This window comes from Stenotrophomonas sp. KH_036_B, assembly GCF_057839485.1.
This window is the reverse complement of the sequence record NZ_CM174491.1, coordinates 2,615,171-2,640,428: the sequence shown is the minus strand read 5'-3', so window position 1 is coordinate 2,640,428 and position 25,258 is coordinate 2,615,171. Positions and strand designations below refer to the sequence as shown.

The 25,258-nt window shown below is 68.1% G+C and carries 17 protein-coding genes; 14 read left to right on the top strand and 3 right to left on the bottom strand.

Annotated features, from left to right (window positions below; all coding sequences use genetic code 11):
- Window positions 1-4: 4 nt before the first annotated feature.
- The gene (locus tag AC3ITN_RS11880; RefSeq protein WP_489390633.1) at window positions 5-1,141 is read right to left on the bottom strand and encodes a pyridoxal phosphate-dependent aminotransferase; all 1,137 of its coding nucleotides are present in this window, start codon (window positions 1,139-1,141) and stop codon (window positions 5-7) included.
- 202 nt (window positions 1,142-1,343) lie between these two features.
- Between AC3ITN_RS11880 and ligA the strand changes: the two genes are divergently transcribed.
- From ligA to AC3ITN_RS11840, 8 genes are all read left to right on the top strand, one after another.
- Window positions 1,344-3,809 (top strand): NAD-dependent DNA ligase LigA, encoded by a 2,466-nt coding sequence (gene ligA / locus AC3ITN_RS11875; RefSeq protein WP_489390632.1) that lies wholly within the window; start codon window positions 1,344-1,346, stop codon window positions 3,807-3,809.
- An 86-nt stretch (window positions 3,810-3,895) separates the two neighbouring features.
- Window positions 3,896-4,381 carry a GNAT family N-acetyltransferase gene (locus AC3ITN_RS11870; protein ID WP_313347237.1) on the top strand — a complete coding sequence of 162 codons (486 nt, stop codon included), beginning with the start codon at window positions 3,896-3,898 and terminating at the stop codon, window positions 4,379-4,381.
- On the top strand, window positions 4,378-5,322 hold the full coding sequence (gene epmA / locus AC3ITN_RS11865) for an EF-P lysine aminoacylase EpmA (protein ID WP_489390631.1): 945 nt from the start codon (window positions 4,378-4,380) through the stop codon (window positions 5,320-5,322). The genes AC3ITN_RS11870 and epmA overlap by 4 nt, the downstream gene beginning before the upstream one ends.
- A gap of 201 nt (window positions 5,323-5,523) precedes the next feature.
- A complete protein-coding gene (locus tag AC3ITN_RS11860) occupies window positions 5,524-6,210 on the top strand; it encodes a DUF3011 domain-containing protein (protein WP_489392920.1) in 687 nt (228 codons plus the stop codon).
- Between the two features lie 55 nt (window positions 6,211-6,265).
- A complete protein-coding gene (gene mtnA / locus AC3ITN_RS11855) occupies window positions 6,266-7,339 on the top strand; it encodes an S-methyl-5-thioribose-1-phosphate isomerase (protein ID WP_489390630.1) in 1,074 nt (357 codons plus the stop codon).
- Window positions 7,340-7,488: 149 nt separating this feature from the next.
- Window positions 7,489-10,203, top strand: coding sequence for a DNA gyrase subunit A (gene gyrA / locus AC3ITN_RS11850; protein ID WP_489390629.1), 2,715 nt, complete (start codon window positions 7,489-7,491; stop codon window positions 10,201-10,203).
- A gap of 293 nt (window positions 10,204-10,496) precedes the next feature.
- Window positions 10,497-13,028, top strand: a complete 2,532-nt coding sequence (locus tag AC3ITN_RS11845; RefSeq protein WP_489390628.1) for a membrane-bound PQQ-dependent dehydrogenase, glucose/quinate/shikimate family — start codon at window positions 10,497-10,499, stop codon at window positions 13,026-13,028.
- Between the two features lie 414 nt (window positions 13,029-13,442).
- A complete protein-coding gene (locus AC3ITN_RS11840) occupies window positions 13,443-13,895 on the top strand; it encodes an REP-associated tyrosine transposase (RefSeq protein WP_313347229.1) in 453 nt (150 codons plus the stop codon).
- A gap of 39 nt (window positions 13,896-13,934) precedes the next feature.
- On the opposite strand, the gene AC3ITN_RS11835 is transcribed toward AC3ITN_RS11840, so the two are convergent.
- Both AC3ITN_RS11835 and AC3ITN_RS11830 read right to left on the bottom strand, forming a co-directional pair.
- On the bottom strand, window positions 13,935-14,324 hold the full coding sequence (locus AC3ITN_RS11835; RefSeq protein ID WP_489390627.1) for a DUF3037 domain-containing protein: 390 nt from the start codon (window positions 14,322-14,324) through the stop codon (window positions 13,935-13,937).
- Complete coding sequence (locus AC3ITN_RS11830) at window positions 14,302-15,078, bottom strand: HipA family kinase (protein WP_313347226.1); 777 nt, start codon at window positions 15,076-15,078, stop codon at window positions 14,302-14,304. Before AC3ITN_RS11830 ends, AC3ITN_RS11835 begins: the two co-directional genes overlap by 23 nt.
- Window positions 15,079-15,658: 580 nt before the next feature.
- Between AC3ITN_RS11830 and AC3ITN_RS11825 the strand changes: the two genes are divergently transcribed.
- The 6 genes from AC3ITN_RS11825 (at window position 15,659) to AC3ITN_RS11800 (ending at window position 25,247) form a co-directional block, all read left to right on the top strand.
- Entirely contained in the window at window positions 15,659-16,918 is a 1,260-nt protein-coding gene (locus AC3ITN_RS11825) for a cytochrome P450 (RefSeq protein ID WP_489390626.1), read from the top strand.
- Window positions 16,919-17,015: 97 nt separating this feature from the next.
- Entirely contained in the window at window positions 17,016-17,333 is a 318-nt protein-coding gene (locus tag AC3ITN_RS11820) for a DUF5076 domain-containing protein (RefSeq protein ID WP_313347223.1), read from the top strand.
- Window positions 17,334-17,344: 11 nt separating this feature from the next.
- On the top strand, window positions 17,345-17,767 hold the full coding sequence (locus AC3ITN_RS11815) for a DUF4279 domain-containing protein (RefSeq protein WP_489390625.1): 423 nt from the start codon (window positions 17,345-17,347) through the stop codon (window positions 17,765-17,767).
- Window positions 17,768-17,905: 138 nt separating this feature from the next.
- Entirely contained in the window at window positions 17,906-20,362 is a 2,457-nt protein-coding gene (locus AC3ITN_RS11810) for a S9 family peptidase (protein WP_489390624.1), read from the top strand.
- Between the two features lie 261 nt (window positions 20,363-20,623).
- On the top strand, window positions 20,624-22,750 hold the full coding sequence (locus AC3ITN_RS11805) for a patatin-like phospholipase family protein (RefSeq protein WP_489390623.1): 2,127 nt from the start codon (window positions 20,624-20,626) through the stop codon (window positions 22,748-22,750).
- A gap of 124 nt (window positions 22,751-22,874) precedes the next feature.
- A complete protein-coding gene (locus tag AC3ITN_RS11800; RefSeq protein ID WP_489390622.1) occupies window positions 22,875-25,247 on the top strand; it encodes a GH92 family glycosyl hydrolase in 2,373 nt (790 codons plus the stop codon).
- Window positions 25,248-25,258 lie beyond the last annotated feature (11 nt).

The following is a 25,258-nucleotide window of genomic DNA, read 5'->3' as shown; positions in this document are numbered from 1 at the left end:
CACCTTAACCCTGCGCCGTTGGCGCGCCCGTGATCGCCGCGAACGCCGTGCGGAAGGCGGCCATCTCGGCTTCGGTGCCGACGGTGACGCGCACTACCTTGGGCCAGATCGGCCAGCTGCGGCCGATCACTACGCCGCGTTCGGCCATGGCGGCCGTGAACGCCGCGCCGTCGCGCTGTACGTCGACCATGAAACAGTTCGCTTCGGACGGCACGCAGCGGAAGCCGCGCTTGCCCAGCCATTCCACCGTGGCTTGGCGCACCCGCGCGTTCTGTTCGCGCCGCTGCGCGACCAGCCCGGGCTCGCGCAGGCTGGCCAGGCCGGCGGCCAGCGCGGTGACCGGCAACGGGTTGTCGCCCAGGCTGGCCAGTTCGCGCAGCCGGTCCGGGTGCGCGGCGGCCACGCCCAGCCGCAGCCCGGCCATGCCATACAGCTTGGAGAACGTGCGCAGCACGATCAGGTCGTCGCGCTGCATCACCTGCGCGATCACCGACGGTTGCGCACTGAACTGCAGGTAGGCCTCATCGACCAGCACCCGCGTCTGCGCCGGTTTGTGCGCCAGCAGCCAGGCGATGTCGGCGGCCGGGGTGATCGAACCGGTCGGGTTGTTCGGATTGCACAGATACAACAGGCCGGCGTTGATGCGCGCGGCAGCGTCCACCATCGCGCGGACATCGTGGGCGCCATCGGCCGTCAGCGGCACGCGCACGACAGTGGCACCGCGCGCGGCGGCCAGGTCACCGAGGCTCTCGAAGGTCGGGTCGGCCACCACCAGTCCGGCGGTAGCCGAGGTCCACACCACGGCGGCCCGGTTCAGTGGCTCGCTGGAGCCGGGGAACAGCCGCACGCGGTCCGTGCCGATCCCTTCCTGCGCGGCAAACACATCGCGCAGTTCGCCGGCCAGCGCGAACAGGTAGCGGCCGCTGTCGGCGACGATCGCGCGCGCCGCCGCCTGCGCGGAGGGGGCAGGGCCATACGGGCTTTCATTGAAATTGAGCAGCACCGGGCCGGTCGCCCGGGGTGGGGCGGAGGGCGACGCCACGGCGGTCGACGTCGCCGGCACCAGGCCGATGCCGGACAGGGCCAGGCCGGTGCCGGCCAGGTGCAGGAAAGTGCGGCGGGACGGCAGGTGCGATGACATCGCGGGAACACCGGAGGCGGGACAATGCCTGCACGCTAGCGCCACGCCGCCCGGCCGGCAAGCCACCCGCGCGCAGGCGTGCCGTCGTCGTCGCCACCATCGGCAGGGGCGGTGTGGTTGCCCGGCGCCGCCGTCACCTCAGCGGGTGGCCGCTGGCCGCCGCAGCGCCTAAAATTCACAGCCCTTCCAGGATGCCCGTCGCATGAGTCCCAGTCCCGCCCAACGTGCCGAAGGCCTGCGCCGCCAGATCGACGAGGCCGGCAAGGCTTACCACGACCGCGACGAGCAGCTGATTCCGGACGCCGAGTACGACCGGCTGGTGCGCGAACTGGAGGCGCTGGAGCTGGCCCATCCCGAGCTGGTGCAGGCCGATTCACCGACCCAGCGGGTAGGCGGCAAGGCCGCGTCGCGTTTTGCGGAGGTGCGCCACGCGGTGCCCATGCTGTCGCTGGGCAATGCCTTCAGCGATGAGGAGGTGCACGACTTCGTGCGCCGCATCCGTGAGCGCCTGCGTCGCGACGCGCTGTTCTTTTCGGCCGAGCCCAAGCTGGACGGCCTGGCGATCAGCCTGCGCTTCGAGGATGGCCGGTTCGTGCAGGGCGCCACCCGCGGCGACGGCGCGACCGGCGAGGATGTCAGCGCCAACCTGCGCCAGATCAAGGTGATTCCGCAGGTGCTGCAGGGTGGTGGTTGGCCACAGGTACTGGAAGTGCGCGGCGAGGTGTACATGGCGCGCGCGGACTTCGAGGCCTACAACGCCGACGCACGTCTGCACGAGGGCAAAGTGCTGGCCAATCCGCGCAATGCGGCGGCCGGTTCGCTGCGCCAGCTGGACCCCAAGCTCAGTGCGCGCCGCAAGCTGAGCTTCTACGCCTACGGGATTGGCGAAGTGCAGGGCGGAGAACTGCCGCCTACCCATTCGGGCACCCTGGCGCAACTCAACGACTGGGGATTCCCGGTCAGCGATCTGTGCAAGGTGGTCGAGGGCAGCGAAGGGCTGTTGGCCTATTACCGTGACATCGGCGCGCGTCGCGATGGCCTTGCGTTCGATATCGACGGCGTGGTCTACAAGCTCGACGACCGCGCCGGGCAGGAACAGATGGGCTTCGTCTCGCGCGCGCCGCGCTGGGCGATCGCGCACAAATTCCCGGCCCAGGAACAGACCACCACCGTGGAGGCGATCGAGATCCAGATCGGCCGCACCGGCGCCGCCACGCCGGTGGCGCGCCTGAATCCGGTCGCGGTGGCCGGCGTCATCGTCTCCAACGCCACCCTGCACAACGCCGACCAGATCGCGCGGCTGGACGTGCGCGTCGGCGACACGGTGATCGTGCGCCGCGCCGGCGATGTGATTCCCGAAGTGGTCAGCGTCATCGCCGACCGTCGCCCGGCGGGTACCACGCCGTGGCAGATGCCCGCCCACTGCCCGGTGTGCGGCGCCGACATCGTGCGCGAAGAGGGCGAGGCCGCCTGGCGCTGCTCCGGCGAACTGAGCTGCCCCGCACAGCGCAAGGAAGCCATTGCGCACTTCGCCTCGCGCCGCGCGATGGACATCGACGGGCTGGGTGGCAAGTACATCGAAACCCTGGTCGACGCCGGCATCGTGCGCAGCGTGGCCGACCTGTACCGCCTCACCCGCGACCCGCTGCTGCACCTCAAGCTGGTGCTCGACGCCGAATCGCCCGAGGCGCTGGCCAGCCAGATCGCCCTGCACCTGCCGCCCGAAGGCAGCGGCGACTCCCTGCGCAGCATCCTCGCGCTCGATGCGGCCGATGAGGGCTGGCGTGCACGCGCACTGGCGTTGCAGACCCCGTTCAACTGGAACACGAAGAAGATTGCCACCCGGTGGGCCGACAACCTGATCGCCGCGATCGACGCCAGCCGCAGCACCACCCTGGAGCGGCTGCTGTTCGCGCTGGGCATCGAACACGTGGGTGAAAGCACCGCCAAGGCGCTGGCCGCGTGGTTCGGTGATCTGGAACTGATCCGCCACCTGCCATGGCCGCTGTTCAAGCGCGTGCCCGATATCGGCGGTGAAGTGGCGCGCTCACTCGGCCACTTCTTCGAACAGCCGGGCAACCAGGAGGCCATCGACGCGCTGCTGCAGGTGGGCCAGGTAAAGATCAGCGACACCCATGCGCCGAGCGCGAAACTGCGCGACGGCCTGGACTTCCCGCAGTTGCTGGTCGAGGCCGAGATTCCCGGCATCACCCGGCTCCGCGCGGAGAAACTGGCCGCGCTGCTGCCCGATGCCGCCGCCGTGCTCGACGCCGAGCCCGTCCAGCTGGTGGCCGCCGGCCTGCCCAACGAGGTCGCGCTCGGCGTCGCCGAATGGCTGGACCGCGACGGGCATGGGCCGATGCTGCTCAAGGCCGAGGAGTATCGGCGCACGCTGCTGCAACGCGCGCCCGAGCAGGCCGATGTGGCCGCCGGGCCGCTGGACGGCCAGACCGTGGTGCTGACCGGCACGCTCGCACAGATGACCCGCGACGAGGCCAAGGAGCGCCTGGAAGCACTCGGCGCCAAGGTCGCCGGGAGCGTCTCGAAGAAGACCTCCTTCGTGGTCGCCGGCACCGACGCGGGCTCCAAGCTCACCAAGGCCACCGAACTGGGCATCGACGTCTGGGACGAAGACCGCCTGGTCGCCTACCTCGCCGCGCAGCACTAGCGCGCGGCACCCCTTGAGGGATCATTACGCGGCAGCGCGGGCCGTTGGCCGCCCCGCACAGACCCCACCCACCGGATGGAAACAGCATGCAGACCTCCCCCCTCGATTTCCGCCTCGCCACCGTCGCCGACACTGAACTGGTTATCGGCCTGATGCGCGCGTTCTACGCCGAGGACCAGCTGGACTTCGACGAAGCGCGCGTGCGCCGCGCACTGGCCGCGCTGCTCGAAGACCCGCGCAACGGCGAGGTGCTGCTGTGGTTGTCCGAGACCGGCGAAGTGGTGGGGCATGCCGCGCTGGCCATGGGCTTCAGCCTGGAGCAGGGCGGCCACTTCGCGCTGCTCGACGAGTTGTACCTCAGCCACGCCGCACGCGGCCGTGGCCGCGGCAAGCAGGCGCTGGCCATCCTGGAGCAGCGCGCCAATGCGCGCGGGGTGGAGCGCATGCGCCTGGAAGTGAACCACCACAACGAACTGGCGCGCCGCCTGTACCTGGCCACCGGCTACGTGGACGACACCCGCAGCCTGCTCACCCTGCAGCTGGAGAAGCGCATGCGGGACGCGCGCGCGTGATCGCCGCGCTGCGCCAGCGTGCCGCGCTCAACGCGCTGATCCGCGCTTTCTTCGCCGAGCGCGACCTGCTGGAAGTGGAGACGCCGATACTCTCCGCCGCCGGCAACACCGAACCCAACATCGACAGCTTCCACACCCGCTTCAGCGGCCATGTGGACGCCGGCAGCGCACAGCGCTGGCTGCGTACGTCCCCGGAATACCCGCTCAAGCGGCTGCTGGCCGCCGGCGTGGGCGACTGCTACGAACTCGGCCGGGTGTTCCGCAACGGCGAGGCCGGCGGTCGCCACAATCCCGAGTTCACCATGCTGGAGTGGTACCGCCTGGGCTGGGACCACCACCGCCTGATCGACGAGACGGTGGCGCTGGTGCGCGACGCGTTGGCGCTGGTGCAGCGCGAGGCGACCTTGCGGGTGCTCGACTACCGCAGCCTGTACCAGCAGTACGTGGGGCTGGACCCGTTCGAGGCCGCTATCGAGCAGCTGCAGGCACCGCTGGCGGACGTGCGCATCGACGCCGATGGGCTGACCCGCGACGACTGGCTCGACCTGCTCATGACCCACTGCATCCAGCCGCACTTCGGTGACGACAGCATGACGGTGGTGCACGACTGGCCGGCCAGCCAGGCCGCACTGGCCCGCATCCGTCCCGGCACCCCGCCACTGGCCGAGCGCTTCGAGTTGTACCTGGGCACGGTGGAGCTGGCCAACGGCTATCACGAACTGAACGACGCCGATGAACAGCGCACCCGCTTCCTGCGTGACCATGCAGTGAGGCGTGCCCGTGGCGCGGCCCTGCCGCCGCTGGATGAACGCCTGCTCGACGCGTTGCCGGCACTGCCTGCCTGCGCCGGCGTGGCGGTGGGCGTGGACCGGTTGCTGATGGCGATGAACCGCACCGGCCGCATCGCCGACGTACTTGCATTCGACTTCGCCCGCGCCTGAACGACGTTCATTCGCGACGCCGATGTCTTGCGCGCTGCGCATGATGATGCTCTGATCACACCCGATGTCGGAAGGTGGCGACGTGATCGTTCAGTGGCGGCGGGGACCGTGTTGATGAAGCTGTTGGAACCTGCAGGACCGTCGCCTTCGCTGCCGACGTGGCGCATGCCGCGCCTGGGCGCCGTGCGCGGGACGCTGTCGATGCTCGGCCTGGCCTTGTGTGCCGGCGCACTCCCATCGCTGGCGTGGGCCGAGACCGGCTACGCCGGCCAGGTCGTCCGTTGCCAGTCGCGTGACATGGAATGGGTGCACTGCGACATGCCGGTCGCCAATGGCGTCGACCTGGTGCGCCAGCTGTCCGACAACAGCTGCGTGCGCGGCTCGGAGTGGGGCACCGATCGTTCCGGGGTGTGGGTGACCCTGGGCTGCCGGGCCGAGTTCCGCAGCCGTACGCCCGCCGGCACCGCCGGCACCAGCGAACGCAAAGTACGCCGGGTGGTCCGCTGCGAATCCAGCGGACGCCCGCAGAACTGCCCCGTGGTGCTGCAGGGCGCACCGGTCCGGCTGTTGCGCCAGCTCTCGGCCATGCCATGCCGCGAAGGCCACAGCTGGGGCGCGCGCCGCAACGAAGTCTGGGTGACCCGGGGCTGCCAGGGCGACTTCGAGGTGGGCGCCGTCGACGGCAGCGGCTTCGTCGACGCCCCGCGCCTGCTGGTATGCGAATCCAAGTCCCGCCAGCGCCGCTTCTGCGGTGCCAGCATCAGCAAGGGCGCGCGGCTGTCCAAGCAGCTCTCCGGCAGCCCCTGCGAGGAAGGTCGCGGCTGGGGTTGGGACGCGCGTGGGGTCTGGGTGGACAACGGCTGTCGCGCCGAATTCCAGGTGAATTGACGGCCCAGGCGCGGGAAGGTCGCAGCCACGCAGGACGTGGCTCTACAATTGGGGGATGAACGCATCCTCCGAAATCGACTACGCCCGCTACGACCACATCCGTCCGATCCTGTGGACCGGTGATTCCCTGCAGCTGCTCGACCAGCGCAAGCTGCCGTTCGTGGTGGAACATGTGGAATGCCGCGACAGCGACGCGGTGGCCGAGGCCATCCATGCGCTGACCGTGCGCGGTGCACCGGCCATCGGCATCGCCGCGGCCTGGGGCGTCGTGCTGGCCGCGCAGGGCGTGCAGGCCGAGGACGGCGCGCAGGCGCTGGCCAAGCTGGAGCCGGCGCTGCAGCGCCTGAACGCCTCGCGTCCCACCGCGGTCAACCTGGCCTGGGCACTGGCCCGCATGCGCCGTGCGCTGGCGCCGGCCGGGGCCGATTGGGCCCAGGTGCTGGCCAACGAAGCGCAGGCCATCGCCGAAGAAGACCTGGCGGCCAACCGCCACATGGGCGCGCTGGGCGCCGGCCTGATCGACACCGGCAGCGGTGTGCTGACCCATTGCAACACCGGCTCGCTGGCCACCGCCGGTTTCGGCACCGCGCTGGGCGTGATCCGTGCGGGCATGGCCCAGCACCGCATCGGGCGCGTCTTCGCCGGTGAGACCCGGCCGTGGCTGCAGGGCGCGCGGCTGACCGTGTGGGAACTGCAGCAGGACGGTATCGATGCCACCCTGATCGCCGACTCGGCCGCCTCGCACCTGATGAAGACCGGTGCGGTGCAGTGGGTGGTCGTCGGCGCGGACCGGATCTGCGCCAACGGCGATACGGCCAACAAGATCGGCACCTACCAGCTGGCCATCGCTGCCCGCCACCACGGCGTGAAGTTCATGGTGGTGGCCCCGTCGTCCACGGTGGACATGGACACGGCCAACGGCGACCAGATCGAGATCGAGCAGCGCGACCCGGGCGAGCTGTACGGCGTGGGCGGCACCCGCACCGTGGCCGAAGGTATTGCCGCCTGGAATCCGGTGTTCGACGTCACCCCGGGCGAGCTGATCGATGCCATCGTGACCGAGAAGGGCGTGATCCTGAGCCCGAACACCACCAACATGCAGGCCGCATTCGGCTCCAACCCCTCGTAAGTGCCTGATTCTCGCCGGTAAAACCGGCGTAAAAACGGGCGGAAAGGCCCCCGTTATGGTAGACTCCGTCAGTTAATCGAGATTCCGGCGCAACCGCCCCGAAAGGGCTGGCGCGACGGACTGGACCGCTACCAGACAACGGAACCCGAATGGCAGAAACCGCCAAGGAAATCATCCAGGTCAACCTGGAAGACGAGATGCGCAAGAGCTACCTCGATTACGCCATGAGCGTGATCGTGGGCCGCGCCCTCCCGGATGCGCGCGATGGCCTAAAGCCGGTGCATCGCCGCGTGCTGTTCGCAATGAGTGAGTTGAACGCGCACAGCAACAAGCCTTACTTCAAGTCGGCGCGTATCGTCGGTGACGTCATCGGCAAGTACCACCCGCATGGCGATCAGTCGGTGTACGACACGCTGGTGCGTCTGGCACAGCCGTTCTCGCTGCGCTACATGCTGGTCGATGGCCAGGGTAACTTCGGTTCGGTCGACGGCGACTCCGCCGCCGCCATGCGTTACACCGAAGCCCGCATGTCCAGGCTCACCCATGAGCTGATGGCGGACATCGAGAAGGAAACCGTCGATTTCCAGCCCAACTACGACGAGAAGGAACTGGAGCCGACGGTCATGCCGACCCGGTTCCCGAACCTGCTGGTCAACGGTTCGGCCGGTATCGCCGTGGGCATGGCGACCAACATTCCGCCGCACAACCTGACGGAATCGATCAACGCCTGCATCGCGTTGATCGACACCCCGGACATCGATGTCGACGGCCTGATGGAATTCATCCCGGGCCCGGACTTCCCGACCGCGGGCATCATCAACGGTACGGCCGGCATCGTCGCCGGTTACCGCACCGGCCGTGGCCGGGTGCGGATCCGCGCCAAGGCCGATATCGAAGTGGCCGACAACGGCCGCGAATCGATCATCGTCACCGAGATCCCGTACCAGGTGAACAAGGCCCGGTTGATCGAGAAGATCGCCGAGCTGGTCAAGGAAAAGAAGCTCGAAGGCATCAGCGAGCTGCGCGATGAGTCCGACAAGGACGGCATGCGCATCTACATCGAAATCAAGCGTGGCGAGTCGGCCGATGTTGTCCTGAACAACCTCTACCAGCAGACCCAGATGGAGTCGGTGTTCGGCATCAACATGGTGGCGCTGGTCGATGGCCGCCCGCAGTTGATGAACCTCAAGCAGATGCTCGAGGCCTTCGTGCGCCACCGCCGCGAAGTGGTCACCCGCCGCACCGTGTTCGAGCTGCGCAAGGCGCGTGCCCGTGCCCACGTGCTGGAAGGCCTGACCGTCGCGCTGGCCAACATCGACGAGATGATCGAGCTGATCAAGACCTCGCCCAATCCCACCGAGGCGCGCGAACGCATGCTCGCCCGCCTGTGGGAGCCGGGCCTGGTCGGTTCGATGCTGGGCGCTGCCGGCGCCGAGACCTCGCGTCCGGAAGACCTGCCCAAGGGCGTGGGCCTGCTTGCCGGCGGCTACCAGCTGACCGAGATCCAGGCGACCCAGATCCTGGAAATGCGCCTGCACCGCCTCACCGGGCTGGAGCAGGACCGCCTGACCGAAGAGTACAAGCTGCTGCTGGAAACCATCGCCGGGCTGATCCACATCCTGGAAGATCCGGACCGCCTGCGTGAGGTCATCCGCGAAGAGCTGGTCAACGTGCGTACCGAGTTCGGCGACGAACGCCGCACCGAGATCCGCCACAGCGAAGAAGACCTGGACATCCTGGACCTGATCGCCCCGGAAGACGTGGTGGTCACCGTGTCGCACGCCGGCTACGTCAAGCGCCAGCCGGTCAGTGCCTACCGCGCACAGCGCCGTGGCGGCCGTGGCCGCAGCGCGGCGTCGACCAAGGAAGAGGACTTCATCGAACAGCTGTGGCTGGTCAACACGCATGACACGCTGCTGACCTTCACCAGCTCGGGCAAGGTGTTCTGGCTGCCGGTGCACCAGTTGCCCGAAGCCGGTTCCAACGCGCGCGGGCGCCCGATCATCAACTGGATTCCGCTCGAATCCGGTGAGCGGGTGCAGGCCGTGCTGCCGGTGCGCGAGTACGCCGAAGGCCAGTTCGTGTTCTTTGCCACCCGCAACGGCACGGTCAAGAAGACCCCGCTCAGCGAGTTCGCGTTCCGTCTGGCGCGCGGCAAGATCGCCATCAACCTCGATGAGGGCGACGCGCTGGTTGGCGTTGGCCTGACCGACGGCGACCGCGACATCATGCTGTTCGCCTCCAACGGCAAGACCGTGCGTTTCGGCGAGGACCGGGTTCGTTCGATGGGCCGTACCGCCACCGGCGTGCGCGGCATCAAGATGCCCAAGGGCGAGGAAGTCGTCAGCCTGATCGTGGCCGAGCGTGCCGGCGGCAGCGATGACGAGAGCGAAGACGACGTGCAGGTCGAGGAAGCGGTGGTCGAGAACGGCGATGCCGTGATCGAGGCCGGTGACGACGACAGCATGCTGTACATCCTGACCGCCACCGAGAACGGCTACGGCAAGCGCACCCCGCTGCCGGATTACCCGCGCAAGGGACGTGGCACCCAGGGCGTCATCGGCATCCAGACCACCGAGCGCAACGGCAAGCTGGTGAGCGCGGTGTTGATGGGCTCGCGCGACGAGGTCCTGCTGATCTCCGACGGCGGCACCCTGGTGCGTACCCGTGGCTCGGAAATCTCGCGCGTGGGTCGCAACACCCAGGGCGTGACCCTGATCCGCCTGTCCAAGGACGAGAAGCTGCAGGCGGTGGAGCGGATGGATGCGTCCATCGACGAGGGCGAGGACGAGGTTGAAGCGGCGGTGACGCCGGTCGACGCCGCCCCCGCACCGGCCGTCGGTGACGACACACCGCAGGGCTGATCCACGCCTGCGGTACCCGCGAACAACGCCGGCCCTGTGCCGGCGTTGTTCGTTTCACGCCGCGCACCAAACCGCGCGACGCCCAACGGGTAGTGCCGGCCGCTGGCCGGCTAGCACCGATCCGTAGTGCCGGCCGCTGGCCGGCTCGCAGCGATCCGTAGTGCCGGCCGCTGGCCGGCTCCCGGATTGCCGCCACAAAAAACGCGCGGCATTCACACCCGCACTGGCATAAGCGGCGTAAGCGGCCGACGGGGGAGGCCGGCCATGGTTCTGCCGTACCGGGGAGACCACCGATGTCCGCAGCAGCGTCGTCCGATCCGACCGTGGGGGTGCCCGCGCGCCACCCGCTCATCACCGTGCTTGCCCTGGTCCTGCTCCTGCTCGGCGGGGTGCTGGGCGGCTTGGGCGCCTGGTTGGCGCAGCTGGGCGGCTCCTGGTACTACGTGCTGGCGGGGGCAGGGCTGTTGGTGTCCGGCGTGCTGCTGTGGGGCAACCGCCGCAGCGGCGCGTGGATGTACCTGCTGGTGTTCGCCGGCACGCTGGTCTGGACCTGGTGGGAATCGGGCAGCGACTACTGGCGCTGGGTGCCGAGACTCGGGGTGGTGACCGCCTTGGGGTTCGTCCTCGCGCTGTTGCTGCCCACCCTGCGCACACCGGTGCGAAAGCGTCTCTCGCGCACCTTGGCCGCCATCTTGGGGCTGTTGTTCGCACTGGCCTTCACCCTGGCGTTCGTCCCGCATGGCGCGGTGGCCGGCGCCCAGCCGTTTCCGGACAGCACGGCGAACGCCGGTCTGGCGCCGACCCGCGAGGCCAGCCCGCAACCGGCCGACGAACCGGCCGCCGGCGACTGGACCGCGTGGGGCCGCAGCAATGCCGCCACGCGCTACTCGCCGCTGCAGCAGATCACCCCGGCCAACGTGGGCGAGCTGGAACTGGCGTGGCAGTTCCGCACCGGCGACCTGCCGAAGAAGCGCTGGGGGGCCGAGACCACGCCGCTCAAGGTCGGCGACAGCCTGTACCTGTGCACCGCGCGCAACCAGCTGATCGCGTTGGACGCGGCGACCGGCAAGGAGCGCTGGCGCTTCGATCCCAAGGTCCGCGACGCCTCCATTCCCTATACGGCCGCCTGCCGCGGCGTGGCCTATTACGAAGTGCCCGGAGTGCCGCAGGTGGACCCGGTACTGGCCGACGTCGCCGCCGACCTGGCCCTGCCCGAGCCACCGCCCAGCGTGAGCACGCGTTCGCTGGCGGCGGGCAATCGTGCGCTGTGCGCCGCACGCATCATCGAAGGCACGCTGGACGGCCGCCTGATCGCGGTGGACGCCGCCACCGGCCGGCCGTGCCCGGGATTCGGCAACAACGGCCAGGTCGACATCACCCTGGGGATGGGCGAGGCGCCGCCGGGGTATGTATCGATCACCGCACCGCCGGCGATCGTGCGCGGCGTGATCGTGACCGGCCACCAGGTGCTGGACGGCCAGCGTCGCGATGCGCCGTCCGGCGTGATCCAGGCCTACGACGCGCAGACGGGCAAGCTGCGCTGGGCCTGGGACATGGACGCGCCCGAGCGCAGCGGCCTGCCGCCGCAGGGCAAGACCTATACACGCGGCACGCCGAACATGTGGACCACCGCAACCGGTGATGAGCAGCTGGGCCTGGTCTACCTGCCGATGGGCAACTCGGCGGGCGACTACTGGAGCGGGTCGCGCACGGACAACCAGAACCGCTACGCCACCTCGCTGGTGGCGCTGGATGTGACCACTGGCAAGCCGGCATGGCACTTCCAGGCAGTGCGCAAGGACGTCTGGGACTACGACCTGGGCTCGCAGGCCACGCTGGTCGATTACCCCACCGCCGCGGGCAAGGTGCCTGCGATCCTGCTGCCCACCAAGCAGGGCGACCTGTACGTCCTGGACCGGCGTACCGGCCAGCTGCTCACCCCTGCCGAGGAGCGCAGGGTGCCGGGCGGCGGTGTCGAGCCTGACCAGCGTTCGCCCACCCAGCTGTTCTCGCTGTACCACACCCTGCGCAGGCCCGACCTGACCGAGCGCGACATGTGGGGCATCACCCCGATCGACCAGCTGGTGTGTCGCATCCAGTTCCGCATGGCCAGTTACGAAGGCTTCTACACACCGCCCACCGCCGACCGCCATTCGATTGAGTATCCCGGTTACAACGGCGGTTCGGACTGGGGCGGGGTCGCGGTGGACCCGCGCCACGGCGTGATCGTGGCCAATTACAACGACATGCCCAACTACAACCGGCTGGTGCCGCGCGCCGAAGCGGATCGCAAGGGCTGGGTCCCCCGCGAACTGGTGCGCGCCGACCGTGGCGGTGCCGAGGGGGCAGGGGATCCGCAGACCGGCACGCCATACGGCATCGATGTCAACGCCGGCTGGCGGCTGCCCTTCACCCGGCTGCTGTGCAAGCAGCCGCCCTATGGCGGCATCCGCGCCATCGACCTGCGCAGCGGTGAACTGCTCTGGGACCGCCCGTTCGGCAGCGCACGCGGCAACGGCCCGTTCGGCATCCGTTCGGGCCTGCCGATCGAAATCGGCACGCCCAACAATGGTGGTTCCGCGATCACCGCCAGCGGCCTGATCTTCATCGCCGCCGCCACCGACGACCTGCTGCGCGCGATCGACCTCAAGACCGGCAAGGAGCTCTGGCACGCCAGACTGCCCGCGGGCGGCCAGGCGAACCCGATGGTCTACGAATACGAGGGCCGGCAATACGTGGTGATCATGGCCGGCGGCCACCACTTCATGGAAACGCCACCGGGCGATTACGTGATGGCGTACGCGTTGCCGAAGACGCAGCGTTAGCGCGAAGGTGCAGACCGAGTAAAACGGCCCGGGCAAAACGGACCGGGCATGACCGGCCGGGCAAAACCGACAGGGCAACACCGACACGGCAAAACCGGACAACACCGACTGGGTAGAGCCGACTGTTAGTCGGCTGCCGTTGATGGGAGCGTCGCCGGCGGGGAGCAGCCGACTAACAGTCGGCTCTACCCAGTCGGCCAGTCGGCCAGTCGGCCAGTCGGCCAGTCGGCCAGTCGGACAGTCGGACAGTCGGACAGTCGGGCAGTCGGGCAGCCGGCCAGCCAGCCAGCCAGCCAGCCGCCCGGCCGCCCAGACGCCCTGCCATAGACCCGACACTCAACAGGCGGCTCCCCCGACAAAACCAATCACAGAACGCCGATACCGCGACTTCGCCACGCACGGCATCGTGGCCCCATGAGCAGCCCACAACTCCACATCGGGCGCCGGTCCATGATCGGCAACGTCTACGCACTCACCATGGTCTGCGAGCAGCGTCATCGCTACTTCGACGACGCCCGATGCGCGGAGATTCCCATGCGCATCCTCCGCGCGATGGATGCGGAAGGCGTCACCAGCTCACTGGCGTGGGTCGTCATGCCCGATCACATCCACTGGCTCGCACAGCTGCGCGGCCACACGCTGGGTTACTGCGTCCAGCGCTTCAAGGCGCGCACCAGCTTCCTGCTCAACCGCTGCCAGGGACGCAGCGGCAGAGTGTGGCAACCGGGCTATTACGACCATGCCATTCGAACGGAGGAATCCCTGCGCGAACAGGCGATGTACATCCTCGCCAATCCGGTGCGCGCAAAGCTGGCGGAATGCCTGGGTGAGTACCCGCATGCATGGTGCCGATGGCCGGTTGGGTAGACCCAACCGGCTGTCGGTGCAGCCTTTCATGACCCACCGTCAAACCACCCGCACCATCTTCCGCATCAGATGCTCCACCACTCCCTGCGGGTCCGCAGTGCGCCCCACATGCGTGCTCGACATCTGCACGATCGAGCTGCGCTTCGCGGTCAGGAAATGGAAGCGCGCACGCGCCGGCAGCTGGGCGATCGGTCCCGCGTTGGCGTCGCCCCGGCAGATCGCCACGATCGCATCCAGCCACGGTTGCAGCGCCTCCACGTCCAGCGAGGGCGCAAAGGCGTGCATGCGCGCGGCGTCGATCTCGATCGCGGCCTGCAGGTGGCGTGCGCCGGGGCACGAGACGATCACCCCGACGTTGATGAACTCTTCGCGTTCCACCCGCGGTACCACGCGGATCACCGCATAGTCATACGTATGCAGCGTGGGCACGGACGGCCTCCTGGACGAAAGCGGCGCGCGACCGCAGACGGCACGTCAGATAATCGATGTACGCCTGGCGGTACGCTGCCGGGGTGTCGAAGGCGGGCTCGTCGACCAGCCAGCTGTCAGGCACCAGCCCGACGATGCGCTCGATCTCCGCATCCGGCAGCCGCGCGGCCAGCTCGGCATCGACCTCGGCGATCTTCGTGGCGAACGGCAGCAGCACCTGGTCGCGGATCAGCAGGAACGGCTTCTCGCATACATCGCCGGCGGTGGCCCAATCGTGGTGGAAATACATCGCCGCGCCATGGTCGATCAGATACAGCTTGCGGTGCCAGACCATCAGGTTCGGGTTGCGCGCGGTGCGGTCCACGTTGCTGGTGAAGGCATCGAACCAGACGATGCGCGAGGCCAGGTCAGCGTCCACCGGCATGGCCGCCGGATCGTAATTGATCGCGCCGGGCAGGTAATCGCTGCCCAGGTTCAGGCCTTCACTGGCGCGGATCAGGTCCTGGATTTCCGGGTCCGGCTCGGTGCGGGCGAACTCGCGGTCCAGCTCCACGAACACGATGTCGGGAATAGGCAGGCCGAGGGTGCGGGCCAACTCGCCGGCAATCAGCTCGGCGATCAGCGCTTTGGGGCCCTGGCCGGCGCCCCGGAACTTGAGGACCACCATCCCATCGTCGTCAGTCTCGACCACGGCAGGCAGGGAGCCCCCCTCGCGGAGCGGGGTGATGTAGCGGAGCGCGTGGACGGTACGCACGGGGATCCAGTGATGGAAAGATCTGGACATCTTAGCGTGGCCCATGCATCCCCGCGCCCGGGCGGTGGGTGTCGCCGAGGCCAGGCAGGCGCGGGAGGCGCGCGGTGTGTCCTGCGCAGGCCGCGCGGGGCCGCCGCCCGCGTCAGGCGAAACTGTGATGCGCCTCTCGTCCAATAAGAGCGCACCAGTGTGAAAACTATCCGGATAACGACAGATTCAACGACATTCCATTTCGACGGATCATGCGTGCTAAAACAAGGCGCCAGACATCCAGCATCTGGTATTCGATATCGGGACAACAACGAAACAACCAGGAGTCATATCATGGCTAATCTTGTTCGCGCCTTGCAGGTTTCCCTGAACCTCCGTTCGGTCAGTCCGACCCAGAGCATCCGTTCGAAGTACATTTACTGGATCATTTTCTAAGCGCAGATTCTCCGCGTGTTTTCATGAGCACGCCAGGGGTGGTCAATGGCCACCCCTGGCATTTCAGGGAGGCGGTGAGATGGCGGATCAGGGCACAGACGCGGAAGTCGTTTCCATCGACGACCTGCTTGAACGGGTTCGCCGGGAAGGGCCGGTGCTTGCATTCCAGAACGACGTGGTCGGCATTTTCGATCCGACGCTGGCGGTCAAGGTCGACAAGGCCAACACCGACAAGCACACGGTGCCTGATTCACTCATCGATTTTCTCGGCCTGCGTGGATCGCGCACACCCGTTGCCTGGCGGGAAGTCCGGGCATTGCTGAGCGAGCAGGGCGGCCGGCTTGCGGCACCGGAGCACATGCGCACGCTGTACACGCGCATGCACGCATTCCTGTCCCAGCGCTGCGGCACGGTGCAGGACCTGAGCGAACTCAGCTGGTGGACCATTTCCGAGCCGCTGCTTCCCCTTTTGATTGGTGGCATGAACCAGCGCGATACCGATGCGCTGGTGGGCGAGCAGAAGACCCGCTACAGCGGCATCGTGCAGCAGGATTTCTCGCTGCTGCGCCGCATTCTGAATTTCCACCTGTCACGCAAGGCGGCGCGCACGGTCACCCGCCACATCAAACAGCGGTCGCGCGATAACGGCCGCACGCATGACGATTTCCTGCAGTCGCTGCTGCCCCTGGCGGGGCGGATTGGCGTCGATCGCGTGGCCTACCTGGTTTCGACGGTGCTGGCCGGAATGTCCGGCCTGCCGGGCATCACGGCGGCGAGCCTGCTGTATGCGATGCATCGCTACCCCGAGTGGCGCGAACGCATCCAGGCCGAGACCACGGCGCTTGACCTGGACACGCTGTATTCGCTGCCCATGAAGGATCTGCCGTGCACCTCGCGGTTCGTCAAGGAAACCATCCGCGTGTGGCCCGGCCTGTTCGCGCTGCGTCGCCCGGCCTGGCATGACATCGAGGCCGAGGGCGTGACCATCAAGAAGGGCGCGGCTTACGAGCTGTCCTCGTATTACCAGCACCATTCGCCGGAGTTCTGGGATGCGCCCGACGTATTCGATCCTGACCGGTGGCTCCCGTCGCGCCGTCAGCCCAACAAGGGCGCCTACGTTCCATTTGGATTCTCCTCCCGGGCATGCATCGGCAGCGCGGTCGGGCACGCCCAGCTGATCCTGTTCTGTGCGCTGGTCACGCGGGATTTCGATATCCAGGTACAGGCCGATCCGGCGCCCTGGATGCAACTGGAGGGGTTTGCCATTCCCATCGACTTCAAGGGGGTGGTGGCGCCGCGTCAGGTGGGCACTCCCGCACCGCGACCGGTACCCCAGCGCGATGCCGCGCCGGTCTGTCCGCATGCCGCAGCGGCGCGCATGGCCGCTGCGCACGGGGATCCATTGACGGAGTAAGTGCGCTCGTCTTACCGTGATGCCGTAGCGGTCCGCAGGGGGTGGACCGCCAACGCATGCAGCGACACGACCCAAACACCATCACGGAAGAAATCCCATGTATACCGATGAACTGCGCATCCCCGACGGCGTGTTGAGTGACCCGGAGGCGTTCGAGATCATGCGCCTGTGGGCGGCTCACGAAGAACTGCACGTGACGCTCAATTCCGATCTCAGTGGCGGCGCTGCCGACTTTGGTGAGCTGTTGTCCGATCTGTTCGAGCACGCCGCGCGCATGTTCTCCGAACGCGATGGCCAGTCACTGGAGCACTGCCGGGACGTGATGCTGCGCGACTTCATGGAACGCGTCGGCGCACCCAAGGACAGCATCGAAGGCGCGATCCTGGACAGCGGCGAACGCAGGCTGTCGAACTGAGGACGGGTTTCTTGCAGGCCTACACGTACATTCTGGACATCAGGATCACCCATCCGTCCTTCGATCCTGAGCTGATCAGCCAGGCACTTGGCAAGTCTGCAGACACGTTCTGGAAGGCAGGAGAGCCGCGCCGCACGCCGAAGGGCACGTTGCTGCAGGGGACGTGGCCGGAATCGTACTGGACCTGCAACCCCTTCTCCGAGCGTTGGCGGGAGTCCACCGAAGAGCGTTTCGAGGACGCGCTGGAGGACACATTGGGCTGGCTTGAGCCACACGCAGCGTTCCTGTTGAAGATCGCCGAACAGGGGACGATCCGCATATGGTTCAGTTCGCACAGCAACCGGAACTTCGCCGTTGAACTGCCGCCCCGGTTGCTCGGTCGCATGGCAGCGCTGGGCATCTCGCTTGTCCACGACGTATACCAGGGCGCCTGACTGACGGCATCCGCAGCGCAAGGCCGGCAACGCACCTAGTGCTTTCGGCCCATTCCAGCACGGGGCCCCGGTGCTAGATTCCACGGGATGCCGGCGACACGTGCGCCGCCGGGAACCCACACTTTCAAGGGGATCTGGATGCTCATCCGTCGTACCTGCCTGGCTTCGGCCATTGCCATGGCAACGCTCACTGTCGCCACACCGGCTTTCGCCGACTACGCCAAGCCGCCGGAGGCGCTGCTCAAGGTGCTCAAGGCACCGCCGCCGCCGCAGCCCAGCCTGGACCCGAGCGGGCAGCGGCTGCTGCTGACCACGCTGCAGACCTACCCGTCGATCGAGCGCGTTGCCCAGCCTTATCTGAAGCTGGCTGGCGTGCGCCTGGAGCCGAAGAACCGCAGCCGCCACGACACCCAGGGCGGCTACGGCATCCCGGCCTGCGTGGCCGATTTCACCCTCGTTGAGGTCGGTACCGCCCGCAACACCAAGGTAGCGTTGCCGCAGGGCTGCGCGAGCGCCGCGCAGTGGTCGGCCGATGGCAGCCGCTTCGCGTTCCAGAACGCGGTGGAGACCTCGGTGCAGCTGTGGGTGGGCGACGCGCAGACCGGCGAGGTCAAGCAGATTCCGAACGTACAGCTCAACCCGATCTTCGGCTACACCGTGCAATGGCTCGGCGGCGGCCAGCAACTTCTGGTGAAGACCGTGCCGGCCAACCAGGGCCCGGCACCGACCAGCGGCAATGGGGCGGGCGGCCCGGACGTGCAGGAGTCGCTGGGCAGCAGCGGCGAGAGCAGCACCTATGAGGCCCGCGACACGCTGACCAGCGTGCACGACGAAGCGCTGTTCGCGTACTACGGTGCCTCGCAGCTGGCGGTGGTCGACACCGCCGCCGGCAGCGTGCGCAACGTCGGTGCACCCGCGCTGTACAACGACATCAATGCGGCGCCCGATGGCGTGCATGTGCTCACCGAAACCCTCAAGGCGCCGTTCTCGCATGCGGTGACGTACCAGCGTTTCGCCAATGACGTAGCGGTGGTTGACCTGGGCACCGGCCGCAGCACGCCGGTTGCCAGCCTGCCACTGGCCGACCGCGTGCCGGTGCACGGCGTGCCGGAAGGCCCGCGCGAGTTCGACTGGCGCTCCACCGATCCGGCCACGCTGGTGTATGCCGAGGCGCTGGACAAGGGCGACTGGAAGGTGACGGTGCCGCATCGCGACCGGGTGCTGGCATTGAAGGCGCCGTTCACTGGCAAGCCGCAGGAGATCGCGCGCACCGCGCAGCGTTTCGAGGGCATCGCCTGGAGCGCGGACCCGGCGGTGTCGTTCCTGTTCGAGAACGACGAGAACCGCCATTGGCGCCAGACCCGCATCGTCGACGTGGACAACGCCAAACAGGAAGGCCGCCTGCTGTGGGACCTCTCCAGTGACGAGCAGTACGCCGATCCGGGCAACCTGGTCTTCAAGCGCCTCCCCAATGGCGCACCGGTCGTACGCCAGGACGGCGCGTTCGTGTTCCTGCGCGGGCAGGGCAGTTCACCGCAGGGCGACCGCCCGTTCCTGGATCGCCTCGACCTGGGCTCGCTCAAGACCGAGCGCCTGTTCCGCAGCAGCACCGACGCCTATGAGCAGGTGCTGGGGCTGACCGCGGCCCCGGGCCGCTACCTGACCTGGCACCAGTCGGTGATGGACCCGCCGAACGCATTCGTGCGCCAGCAGGGCGAGCGCGAGGCCGCAGCGAAGGACGGCGAAGCGCAGTACGCCTCCACCGCCAGCGCATTGACCCGGCTGACCGACCCGACCCCGGAAGTGCGTCAGATCAGGAAGCGGCTGGTGACGTACAAACGCGCCGATGGCGTGGACCTGTCGTTCACCCTGTACACGCCGCCGGGCTACAAGGAAGGCCAGCGCGTGCCGGCGATCCTGTACGCCTACCCGGCCGACTTCGCCAACGCCGCGCAGGCCGGGCAGGTGTCCGGGTCGCAGCAGACCTTCACCCGCCTGGCGCCGTACCGGCTGATGCTGCTGGCCGGTTACGCGATCATCGACAACGCCTCGTTCCCGATCGTCGGCGACCCGAAGACCGCCTATGACACCTACCTGGAGCAGCTCGAAGCCGATGCCAAGGCCGCCGTGGACAAGGCGGTGGACCTGGGCGTGGTCGACCGCAACCGCATCGGTGTTACCGGCCACAGCCACGGCGGGTTGATGACCGCCAACCTGATCGCACACACCAACCTCTTCAAGGCCGGCGTGGCCACCAGCGGCTCGTACAACAAGACGTTCACCCCGTTCGGTTTCCAGAACGAGCGCCGCTCGGTATGGCAGGCGCAGGACGTGTACCTGAAGGCGTCGCCGTTCTTCTACGCCGACAAGATCAAGCTGCCGCTGCTGCTGGTTCACGGCGAGGACGACGCCAATCCGGGCACCGAGCCGTTCCAGTCGCGCAAGCTCTACCAGGCCATCCGTGGCAACGGCGGCATCACCCGCCTGGTGATGCTGCCCAACGAGCCGCACTGGTATACGGCGCTGGAATCGAACGAACAGCTGGTGTCGGAAATGCTCAACTGGTTCGATACGTACGTCAAAAACGCGAAGTAAACGCGTCGGCTGGATCGGGGGACACGCAGGGCGTGTCCCTGCGCGGGTTCTGGACGTGTGGCGGTGCGGCAGGCAAAGTGCGGGGCATCTGTCACACAACGCCGCAAGGAGAGCTGCCATGCAGGATGACCCGCGCCCGCCGTACCGCAACGTGCGCCTGGCCAGCCTGCTGGTTCTCATGGCGGCGCTGGTGCTGCCGCTGGCGGCCTCGGCGCAGCCGTCATCCCCCAGCGCCAACCCCGATCGCCCCGCACCTGCCTGGTGCTCGGCGGGGGCGGCGCGCGCGGCGCGGCGCATATCGGCGTGCTCAAGGTGCTGGAACGCGAGCGCGTGCCCATCGACTGCATCGTCGGCACCTCGATGGGCGCCGTGGTCGGTGGACTGTACGCGTCCGGGTATTCCGCCGATGAGATCGAGACGGTGCTCGACCGCATCGACTGGGCCGAGGTGCTGCACGACAAGCCACCCCGCAACGAGCGCAGCATGCGGCGCAAGGAAGACGACCTGCGCCTGCTCGGCGGTGTCGAGGTCGGCATCAGCGACGGGAAGATCGCGTTTCCGCGCGGGCTGATCCAGGGCCAGAAACTGGAGATGCTGCTGCGCCGCCTGCTGCTGCCAACCTGGCAGGTGCGCGACTTCGACCAGCTGCCGATTCCGTTCCGCGCGATCGCCACCGACATCGTCACCGGCGACAAGGTGGTGTTCGCGGAAGGCGACCTGGCGCTGGCCATCCGCGCCAGCATGTCGGTGCCGGGCGTCTTCGCGCCGGTCCGCTACCAGGACCATCTGCTGGTGGATGGGGGAGTGGTCGACAACCTGCCGATCGACGAGGCACGCCGGCTGGGTGCGCAGCGCCTGATCGTGGTCCGCGTGGGCACGCCGCTCATGACCGAGGAACAGCTGGATTCGCCGTTGGCGATCAGCCACCAGATGGCCGGCGTGCTGATGAAGCGCGTGGTGGAGGAGCAGTTGGCCACGTTGGGCCCGCAGGACCTGCTGATCACCCCGCCACTGGGCGACATGGGCAGCCAGGAATTCAACCGGTCGCCGCAGGCGGTGGGCGTGGGCGAGCAGGCGGCGCAGGCCGACGTGCTGGCGGTGCGACGCTACCAGGTGGACCCGGCGCGCTACGCGGATTTCCAGCAGCTGCATCGCCCGCCCGTGTACGAGGCACCGATCGTGGCCTTCGTGGACGTGCTGCGCGACGGCACGCGCACCTCGCACTACATCGAACAGCGCCTGCAGCCGCAGGTGGGGCAGCCGCTGGCACCGGCGCATATCGAACGGCAGGTGGCGCTGACCTACGGCGAGGGCCGCTACGAGCAGGTGCAATGGCGGCTGGACGACCGCGATGGGCAGAAGGGGGTGGTGGTTGCGCCGCAGGACAAACGCTGGGGGCCGGACTTCCTGCACTTCGCGCTGCGCCTGTCCGATGACTTCGATGGCAGCAGCAACTACCAGCTGATCAGCGAGTTCACCCGTACCGGGCTGAGCGAGCAGGGCGCCGAACTCAAGCTGCGCGTCGGCCTGGGCGAGGTCGAGGAGGCCTTTGCCGAGTACTACCATCCCTTCGGTGCCCGTGGCCGCCACGCGCTGTCCACCTATGCACGCTACCGCGCCACCGACCTGGACCTGGCGTTGCTGAACCGCGGGGCGCTGGCCCAGTACCGTTACAGCCAGTGGTTCGGCGGCCTGCGCTGGGCGTACTCGCCGCATCCGGATTGGGAGTTCGCCAGCTTCCTTGAGCGCGGCCAGGAACGCACCCGGCTGGACGTGGGCAATCCCACCGAGCTCGGCAACTACCGCGCCGACATGGGCAGTGTCGGCTGGCAACTGCGCCACGACTCCATCGACAGCTCTGCTTTCCCCAGCCGCGGCCAACGCCTGTCGTTGACCCGCCAGCACTATCTGGGCGCGCTGGGTACGGAGGACCCGGCAGCGGTCACCCGGCTGCAGTGGGACGGCGCCTGGTCCCGGGGCGAGAGCCGCTGGCTGGGCGGCCTGCGCGCGTCGTCCACCCATGGCGGCGACGACCTGCTGGCCACGTACGGGTTCCTCGGTGGGCTGGGCAACCTGTCCGGCTACCCGGAAGAAGCCATCTTCGCGCCGCAGACCGCGCTGGCGCGCGTGATGTACTACCGCCGCGTGGCGCATGCCGATTCCCTGCTGACCATTCCGTTGTACGTGGGCGGCAGCGTGGAGTGGGGCGGGTTCTGGGCCACGCGCGACGAGGTGAACATCGATGGCATGCAAACCGCCGGCAGCATCTTCGTCGGTGCCGATACCTTCCTTGGCCCGGTGTTCCTGGGCTACGGTCGTGCCCAGGGCGGGCACGATTCGTTCTATCTCACCTTCGGTTCGCTGCTGCGTACCCTCGATGGGTTCTGAAGGCATAGTGCAAGGGGTGCCATTCGTCTCATTGCGACCAGGGTTTAGATCGATACAATCGATCCAGCCACGCAGGGCGTGGCGCTACGTTGATGGCCCGTCCTTTCCGCTTTGGGAGTTCGTAGTGCACCGTTCGATGCTGGTTGCTGCTTCGCTTGTCCTGACCGCCGCGCCCTGCGCCCTGCAGGCCGCCGACCTCGCCGCCGAGGTCAATCCCTTCATCGGCACCACCAACGCCGGCAACGTCTATCCCGGTCCGTCGGTGCCGTTCGGCATGGTCGCCTTCAGTCCGGAAATGACCCCGTTGCCCGGCAAACGCTTCGCCATTGCCGCGCCCGGTGGGTACGAGTGGCGGGGCAACGGCGTGCGCGGCTTCAGCCTCACCCATGTATCGGGCACCGGCTGCACCGGGGCCAGTGGCGATATCCCGATCATGCCGGTGACCACCAAGGTGGAGCTGTCGCCCGCGTCGGTCGAGGCGGGCCTGCGCTATGCCAGCGTGCTCGACCATCGGCGCGAGTCGGCCAGCCCCGGCGCGTACCAGCTCACCCTCGACAACGGCGTGGTGGTGGACCTGGGCGCCACCGCGCGCACGGCGGTGGGGCAGTTCCAGTTCCCGGCCAACAAGCCCGCCAACCTGCTGTTCCGCACCTCCGACAGCGAAGTCGGCAGCACCGATTCGAGCATCATCATCGACCCGGCCACGCGCACCGTGCGTGGCTCGGTCACCGCCGGCAACTTCTGCGGCTATCTCGCCGAAGACCGCCGAGAGAGTTACTACACGCTGCATTTCATCGCCGAGTTCGACCAGCCCTTCGAGGTCGGCGGCACCTGGCGCGATGAGACCGTGCAGGTCGGTGCCCGCGAAGGCGGCGGTGGCACCAGCTATGGCACCCAGGGCCACCCGCCGGCCGGCAAGGGCGCCGGCGGCTGGATCCAGTTCGATCCCGCGCGCAGCCCGACCGTGACCGCGCGCATCGGCATTTCCTACGTGGACGAGGCTGGCGCGCGCGCCAACCTGCACCGCGAAAGCCCGGCCGGCACCACGGTGGCGGCGACCCAGGCGGCCACCCGCGCCGAATGGAACACGGCGCTGGGCCAGGTGCGCGTGGCAGGCGGAACGCCGGACGAACGCACCGTGTTCTACACCGCGCTGTACCACACGCTGCTGGCGCCGAATCTGTTCAGTGACGGCGACGGCCGCTATCGCGGCATGGACGGCAAGGTACACGCACTGTCGAAGGGTCAGCGCGCGCAGTACGCCAACTACTCCGGCTGGGACGTGTACCGCTCGCAGCTGCAGCTGGTCACCCTGCTGCACCCGCAGGTGGGCTCGGATATCGCCCAGTCGCTGCTCAACCAGGCCGACCAGAACGGCGGGGTGTGGGACCGCTGGACGCATCTCACCGGCGCCACCGGCGTGATGAACGGCGATCCGTCGCCGCCGTCCGTGGCCGCCATCCACGCCTTCGGCGGGCGCAACTTCGATCTGCAGCGGGCCTACGCGTCGCTCAAGCGGGCGGCCACGGTGCCGACCGAGCGCGACCTCAGCCGGCGCGGTTGCCCAGTGTTGTGCGTGGGCCAGCGCCCGGGCCTGGACCAGTGGATGGCGCTGAAGTACATGCCGGTAGGCGCGCCCGGTTGGGGCATGGCGTCGGACACGCTGGAGATGGCGGCCGCCGACTTCGGCCTGGCCGAGCTGGCGCAGGCGGCCGGTGATGCCAAGGGCGCGGCGCTGTTCCGTGAGCGCTCGGGCTGGTGGCGCAACCTGTACAACCCCAAGGCGACCGCGAAGGCCGGTTACATCCAGCCGCGCAACGCCGATGGCAGCTGGCCGGTGTTCGATCCGGCGTCGGACGAGGAGTTCGTCGAAGGCAGCGGCGCGCAGTACCTGTGGATGGTGCCGTTCGATCCGGCCGGCCTGATTGAAACGCTGGGTGGCCGTGACGCGGCGATCCAGCGGCTGGATGCGTTCTTCCGCAAGGACAACGGCGAGTGGGCGGTCACCAAGTCCGGGCCGCTGCATGCCGAGCTGGACAACGAGCCCTCGGTGGCCGCGCCGTGGCTGTACAACTTCGTCGGCCAGCCGTGGAAGACGCAGGAGACCGTGCGCCAGGCGATGCGCCAGATCTGGACCAACGCGCCCGAAGGCATGCCCGGCAATGACGATCTGGGGCAGATGTCGTCGTGGTATGTGTGGTCCGCACTGGGGCTGTACCCGATGTACCCCGGCCGCGCCGACCTGGTGATCGGCAGCCCGCTGTTCCGCGAAGCGGTGATCCAGCGCCCGGGCGCCACGCTCACCATCAAGGCCGCTGGTGCGGCGATGGACGCGCCATACGTGCAGTCGCTGCGGGTGAACGGCACGCCCAGCGATGCCAGCTGGTTGCCCGCCCGCCTCGTGCAGAAGGGCGGCACCCTGGAATTCGAGCTGGGTACGGAAAAGAACGCGCAGTGGGGTGCGGCAACGCTGCCGCCTTCGTATGGACCGCACTAACGGAGTCGCAC

Excerpts from the sequence above, each read along its gene's own strand:
- mtnA (WP_489390630.1), top strand. The coding sequence starts at position 6,266 with ATGAACGCATCCTCCGAAATCGACTACGCCCGCTACGACCACATCCGT.
- gyrA (WP_489390629.1), top strand. The coding sequence starts at position 7,489 with ATGGCAGAAACCGCCAAGGAAATCATCCAGGTCAACCTGGAAGACGAG.
- AC3ITN_RS11810 (WP_489390624.1), top strand. The coding sequence starts at position 17,906 with ATGCTCATCCGTCGTACCTGCCTGGCTTCGGCCATTGCCATGGCAACG.
- AC3ITN_RS11870 (WP_313347237.1), top strand. The coding sequence starts at position 3,896 with ATGCAGACCTCCCCCCTCGATTTCCGCCTCGCCACCGTCGCCGACACT.
- AC3ITN_RS11820 (WP_313347223.1), top strand. The coding sequence starts at position 17,016 with ATGTATACCGATGAACTGCGCATCCCCGACGGCGTGTTGAGTGACCCG.
- AC3ITN_RS11860 (WP_489392920.1), top strand. The coding sequence starts at position 5,524 with ATGCTCGGCCTGGCCTTGTGTGCCGGCGCACTCCCATCGCTGGCGTGG.
- AC3ITN_RS11880 (WP_489390633.1), bottom strand. The coding sequence starts at position 1,141 with ATGTCATCGCACCTGCCGTCCCGCCGCACTTTCCTGCACCTGGCCGGC.
- AC3ITN_RS11845 (WP_489390628.1), top strand. The coding sequence starts at position 10,497 with ATGTCCGCAGCAGCGTCGTCCGATCCGACCGTGGGGGTGCCCGCGCGC.
- AC3ITN_RS11840 (WP_313347229.1), top strand. The coding sequence starts at position 13,443 with ATGAGCAGCCCACAACTCCACATCGGGCGCCGGTCCATGATCGGCAAC.
- ligA (WP_489390632.1), top strand. The coding sequence starts at position 1,344 with ATGAGTCCCAGTCCCGCCCAACGTGCCGAAGGCCTGCGCCGCCAGATC.